Raw genomic sequence first — 6,236 nt, forward strand, 5'->3', positions numbered from 1 at the left:
AATGAGGGTAAATTCATTACATTAAATATTAAAAACAAAACCCCATTCAATATAAAATTAAAAAAATCACTAATACTGAATTTTCATTTAATATGAATAATAGAGATCTAACTTTTGATAGAGTAATATTAATAAATAAAGTAGAGGGATTTATTTCTAATTTAAAATTAAAATCTAGTCAATGGATTTTGGATGAAACAAAACAAGTTATAGCAGGTTCAGTGTATAGAACAATGGATAACATATGCAAAACTTACACGAAATTAGGCATGGAATCTAAAATATCCTTATCAGATAAGGATAAGGCTCTTCTTCTTAAATTAATAAATAATAAATAATAAATAATAAATAATAAATAATAAATAATAAATAATAAATAATAAATAATAAATCCAATTTCAATGAGGAATTTTTAGATAGCAAAGCAATTCAAAGCTCCATTAGACCTATTATATCTATGGATGAAAACTTTTCAGAGAAAATAAAAAAATTTCTTGATGATTGTGAATTAATGGACCATAGTAACCGAAATGAAATAAAAAATTATATTGAAGAAATAATCTGTGAGGATATTTTCAATTATTTTTCCGAGGCTATACATGCAGCACCACTCTATAACATCGATATGAAAACAAAAAAAAACTTAGAAGCGATTTTCCCTATCAAGTTTGATGAATATAAAATTGATCTCAATAAATTAAAGCAAGTGACCACAGAAATAACGAAATATTTTTTAGACAACAATTTTCACAAAATAGTTAGAAGAGAAAAAAAAGAAAGCATAATCAATAGAAAAGAAAAACTCAATAACATAGAGATACCCTTTAAGGATACGTCTGAGCAAACTCATCTATGATTTTATAGAGGGAAGCCCCATAGCGGCTTCCCTCTCATTTTTACAACCAAGTCCCGAAGCGTTTAATATAAATGTGCTTCATTCCTTGAGCGACAAAACAGTAACTAACTAATGTCAACACTAACCAAGGGAAATATTCCATTGGTAAAGGCTGTAGACCAATCATAGTGCCAAAGGACGAGAATGGAATATAAAGTCCAAGCGCCATAATAATCCCTGTCGTCAATAATACAGGTAATGCCGCCGTACTCTGAATAAATGGAATTTTTTGTGTTCGTAGCATATGAACCACCAAGGTTTGCGATAATAATCCTTCAACAAACCAACCGGATTGAAATAGCGCTTCATGTGCCACGCTATTGGCTTGGAACACATACCACATCAACGCAAATGTTGTGATATCAAAAATAGAGGATGTTGGGCCAATCCAAATCATAAATCGTCCAATATTTTTTGCATCCCATTTACGCGGTCGTTTTAAAAATTCTTTGTCCATTTTGTCCCAAGGTAATGCTAATTGGGACATATCGTACAGCAAGTTTTGAACAAGTAAATGAATGGCTAACATGGGTAAGAAGGGAATAAATGCACTGGCAATCAATACGGAAAAGACATTTCCAAAGTTAGAGCTGGCGGTCATATTTAAATATTTAATAATATTCCCAAAGGTCTCCCTACCCTTAATAACCCCTTGCTCCAACACCATTAAATCTTTTTCTAGTAGGATAATATCCGCAGACTCTTTCGCAATATCGGTACCTGTATCCACAGAGATCCCAACATCCGCATCCCGTAAAGCCGGTGCATCGTTAATCCCATCCCCCAGAAAACCAACGGTATGTCCATTGGCTTGTAACAGTTTTAAAATTCGAGATTTTTGTAAAGGCGTTAATTTACAGAATACCGAAACTTGCTCAACTTTGACTTTCAAATCATCATCATTCATTGCCTCGACTTCAAGACCGGTCATGATTTCATCGATATTAAGCCCCACATCATGGCAAATTTTTTCCGTGATCACCGCATTATCACCCGTGAGAACTTTTACCATGACACCGTTTTCTCTTAACGCTGCGATGGCAGAAATAGCACTTTCTTTCGCGGGATCTAAAAACGTAAGAATGCCTCGTAATTCAAGCTGCTGCTCAGCTTGGGCTGATAACGGTAATGAAGCTTCAGCATCATTTAATGAGCGTGTTGCTAACAACAATACTCGAAAACCCTGTTTATTATAATCGCTGACCAACTCCGCAATCCTAGCTTTCGCGTGATCATCTAATAAAACAGAGTGCCCATCTTGCTGATAACTTTGGCAAACTGCCAACATTTCTTCAGCAGCCCCTTTGCAGATCAGTAACGCTTCTCCCTCCGGAGTTTTTACCGTCACAGAGAGTTTTCGGCGAATAAAGTCAAAGGGTAGCTCGTCAATTTTTTGGTAAGCTTTTAACTGCTCAACTTTATCATTGCCACGACCGCGCCGAATAATGGCTTGGTCCATCATGTTTTTAGCACCACTTTGATGGAAGCTGTTCAACCAAGCTAATTGTAAAATTCGGCTATCTTTTTGCCCATTACTGTCGAGATAATGCTCTAAAATAATACGATCTTGTGTCAATGTTCCTGTTTTGTCAGTACAGAGTACATCCATCGCACCAAAGTTTTGAATCGCATTGAGACGCTTAACAATAACCTTATGTTTAGACATGGCTATCGCGCCTTTTGCAAGGTTTGAGCTGACAATCATCGGCAACATTTCAGGCGTTAGACCGACCGCAACAGCCAGTGAAAATAGCGTTGCCTCAAACCAATCGCCTTTAGTGAACCCATTGATTAATAAAACAATTGGCACCATGACCAACATAAAGCGAATCAATAGCCAGCTAACACTATTCACTCCACGGTCGAAAGCCGTTTGCGCCCGAGTACCCACTATCGATTTTGCCAGTGAACCTAAGTAGGTTTTGCTTCCTGTCGCCACCACAATTCCCCTTGCAGTGCCACTAGTTACATTTGTACCCATCAAACAGATATTTGAAATTTCAAGAAGCTCATTCTCTGTAGGGGATGCAGGTTCCAAACTTTTCGCCGAAACATTCGCCAGCGTGTCATATTTTTCGACTGGAATAGATTCGCCAGTCAGAATTGCTTGGCTAATAAATAGATCACGAGATTCAACTAATTTCAAATCAGCTGGAACCATATCTCCCGCAGATAATAAAACAATATCTCCAGGAACTAAGCACTTGATTGGCACTTCCTTGCGGGTAGAGCGCCCTGTTCTATTATCACGACGAAATACCGTTGCGGTTGTTCGTACCAACGATTTCAAAGCTTCAGCGGCTTTATTAGTGCGATATTCTTGCCAAAAACGTAGCAACCCACTTAATACAACCATCGTCACAATAATGATAACGCCAGTTAAGTCAGTTTCTTCACCTTGACGTTTTGGGATCACGTAATCCGTAAAAAAGCTCACAATCGCAAGAATCATCAAAACAAAAATGAATGGGTTTTTAAAAGAAGTGAGTAATTGCTTCCAAGCTGGGGGCGCTTTTTCATGAGCAACTTCATTCTCGCCTTCAATGACTAAGCGATCTAAAGCCTCATTTTCAGAGAGACCTAAAAGGTTAGTTTGGTATTCATTGAGAACTTGCTCAATGTTTTTGCTCGCTTGTTCGCCAACAATGAATTTTTGGCGTGCGGGGGCTTTTGCGCCTTTGCGCGGATGCCTAATTTCAGTCATAACGTTATCTCTATGAGTACAGCTGTACTTTCAAAACGCTATCTGACTGAAAATATTGTATTTTAGCCAGATAGCTCCTGTTTATATCTCCAAGACGGAGGGTGATCGTCCATTTCGGCTCCTTTAATCAGTTTATTTTCGGCAATCAAGCGGGTAGCTCAGATGCCACTTTCCAATTGATGGCACTAACACTTTGTTCAAGGCTAATGCGGCATACCAATGCTTCAATCTCTTTTTGCTCCGCAGGGGTAGCAAGGAACTCTGCGCACACTTCCAGCTGTTCTGATTTCAATGTATCTGCACTACTCAGTGACTGTAGGCGAATATGCAATCCATTTATGGCTTGTAAAATCAACGTTCTAACCAGAATTTCATCACCTTGGTGACACATCACTCGAATTTTATAACGCTGTTCCACATCTAATGCTTGTTGTTGTGGCTGGCGATTAATTTTTGCTGCAGCCTCTCGCAATAAAATATTTGCACATAAAATCAATAAAGTAGCCATTATCGCTAGTGAATATTGCCCCAAACCGCATAACACGCCAATCCCTGCTGAGCACCACAATGTTGCTGCTGTATTCAGTCCTCTAATATTCATGCCTTCACGCATAATCACCCCTGCGCCTAAAAAACCAATTCCTGACACAATTTGTGCAGCAATTCGACCAGGGCTATCCGGTGAAGTGGTTACTGAACTCAAAATAAATACCGCCGCTCCCGTGGCAACTAATGCATTCGTGCGTAATCCCGCCATCCTTTGACGCCATTGGCGCTCAGCTCCAATTAATGCACCAAGGCACATAGCGGATAAAAGATTTAATATCTCGTGAGTGAAAAACATAATGATCCCTCCATCAAATAATGGATAACAATTAATGAGCATAATAAAAAGCCCATGCCAAAATACTGAATAAATAAATATTCAGTATTTAATGGCTATTGCCCGGAGGGAATAGAGAATAAATATAAACTGTCATGATACACACTCACTGCAACAGTGATCATTCCATCTAAAAATGAAATTTATTATATAAATCAGGGAGTATGAGTGATGAGATACATCAGATACCGCCTGCCATCGTGGCAAGCAGTTAATAGAAGAGATTATTAATTACTTGCCAATTAAATTAAGTTTTTATGACAACTCTGACTGTCCAAGTAATTTATCTCCAATAGGTTAATGTGCCCTGAGTATAGATGTGGCAAATTATTAAGTAAAGATTTAAATATTAATTATTTCTTTCGTATTAATTTATTAAATTCTGCACATACGAAAAAGCCCGTCCTTAAAAAGGACGGACTTTAGAAAATCAGTTAAGCAATTAGCTTAGATAGCAGTTACGTTAGCAGCTGCTGGGCCTTTTGCACCGTTTTCAATGGTGAATTCAACTTGCTGGCCTTCTGCCAGAGTTTTGAAACCATTGCCCTGAATGGCAGAGAAGTGGACGAAAACGTCTTTGCTACCATCAGCTGGAGTGATGAAACCGAAGCCTTTAGACTCGTTGAACCACTTAACTTGACCTTTCATTTTGTCGGACATTTGACTTTTTCCTATATAACATCAAAAAAACTTGCCTTTTGGCATATACGGGCCAGAGTCAACTATTTAATCAGGGAAACACTAAGATGAAGCGTCACGGTCAAAGGCTATCTGTGATAACTTTTTTCTTTAGAACACACTAACTCAGTACTCGTACATCAAATAGGACTGCTAAACAGGCCGATGCTCATTAACTCATGACTTTGAGATAATAGCAACTATTTTATACATGTAATCTCAAAAATATTGCCATTTTTTCGGGTACATCACTTTTGAGTAGGATTATGTTAACAAAAAAGCTGCATTTTATTGATATTTTAAAGATTTATTTAGACACAACCATCCCCTTTTCTTGAAAGAAGACGAAATAAACCTGAAATAATGACAATCCAGTTAAATATTTTTTTTAACTGATATATAACAATTCATTCCCTCCATGATACCCTCCTAGTATAGATATCTGACAGAGAGTCACTTACCATGGATATTATCAAACAAATACTTATCGACGACTTAAATACCATCAACCAACGTGAGCAACGTGATGGTAAACCTTACTTTAATAGCCAATTTCTCGCTAACCACCCTTATTTATGTATTGGGATGATTGCAGCCTATTTACCACTTGCTGTAATCTTATGGTATGCCCCCTACTTTGGGCCTTATTGGACTCTGGGAATAACCCTCTTATTTATTATACTGGCAAGTGTTCTGCTATTTGATATCAAACCGGTTTACCATTTTGAAGATATTGGCGTGTTAGATTTGCGCGTTTGCTATAACGGCGAATGGTTTGTCACTGAAACTGTATCGGAAGACGCGTTAAATAAAATGCTAGAATCGCCGGAAGTCAGCACGGCTAACAAACAGGAAATTTCTCGTTTGTTAGCATTAAAGGGGTCTATCTCCTTTTATGATATCTATCATATTGCCTATCCCGAAGTTTCTGCGCCAACACAAGTTACTTTAGCCGCTCAAAATTAAAACGTTATCAACAATATAGCGTAGTTTTTATTCGTAATGAGCAGCGAATGAGCAATTGAATTTATTTTCTATTTTTATCGTTGACAGGTCGAGGTGATATCGTTAATATT

Annotated in this window: 6 protein-coding genes; 3 read left to right on the forward strand and 3 right to left on the reverse strand. The window is 37.7% G+C overall.

The features are described 5' to 3' along the window. Nucleotides 1-92 precede the first annotated feature (92 nt). Both PR766_RS13670 and PR766_RS13675 read left to right on the forward strand, forming a co-directional pair. Entirely contained in the window at nucleotides 93-338 is a 246-nt protein-coding gene (locus PR766_RS13670) for a hypothetical protein (protein WP_154636456.1), read from the forward strand. Nucleotides 339-457: 119 nt separating this feature from the next. Next, a complete protein-coding gene (locus tag PR766_RS13675; RefSeq protein ID WP_154636134.1) occupies nucleotides 458-856 on the forward strand; it encodes a hypothetical protein in 399 nt (132 codons plus the stop codon). Nucleotides 857-896: 40 nt separating this feature from the next. Here PR766_RS13675 and mgtA read toward each other — a convergent pair whose 3' ends face one another. The 3 genes from mgtA to cspE all read right to left on the reverse strand — a co-directional run bounded on the left by mgtA (nucleotide 897) and on the right by cspE (nucleotide 5,142). Further along, complete coding sequence (gene mgtA, locus PR766_RS13680) at nucleotides 897-3,599, reverse strand: magnesium-translocating P-type ATPase (protein WP_006662067.1); 2,703 nt, start codon at nucleotides 3,597-3,599, stop codon at nucleotides 897-899. Between the two features lie 145 nt (nucleotides 3,600-3,744). After that, nucleotides 3,745-4,443 (reverse strand): MgtC family protein, encoded by a 699-nt coding sequence (locus tag PR766_RS13685; RefSeq protein WP_006662068.1) that lies wholly within the window; start codon nucleotides 4,441-4,443, stop codon nucleotides 3,745-3,747. Between the two features lie 486 nt (nucleotides 4,444-4,929). After that, nucleotides 4,930-5,142, reverse strand: coding sequence for a transcription antiterminator/RNA stability regulator CspE (gene cspE, locus PR766_RS13690; protein ID WP_004909801.1), 213 nt, complete (start codon nucleotides 5,140-5,142; stop codon nucleotides 4,930-4,932). 480 nt (nucleotides 5,143-5,622) lie between these two features. Here cspE and PR766_RS13695 point away from each other — a divergent pair, with 480 nt between their 5' ends. Then, nucleotides 5,623-6,126 carry a YlaC family protein gene (locus tag PR766_RS13695; protein WP_006662069.1) on the forward strand — a complete coding sequence of 168 codons (504 nt, stop codon included), beginning with the start codon at nucleotides 5,623-5,625 and terminating at the stop codon, nucleotides 6,124-6,126. Nucleotides 6,127-6,236 lie beyond the last annotated feature (110 nt).

This window comes from Providencia sp. PROV208 (genome assembly GCF_028479465.1).
Taxonomy (GTDB): Bacteria; Pseudomonadota; Gammaproteobacteria; order Enterobacterales; family Enterobacteriaceae; genus Providencia; species Providencia alcalifaciens.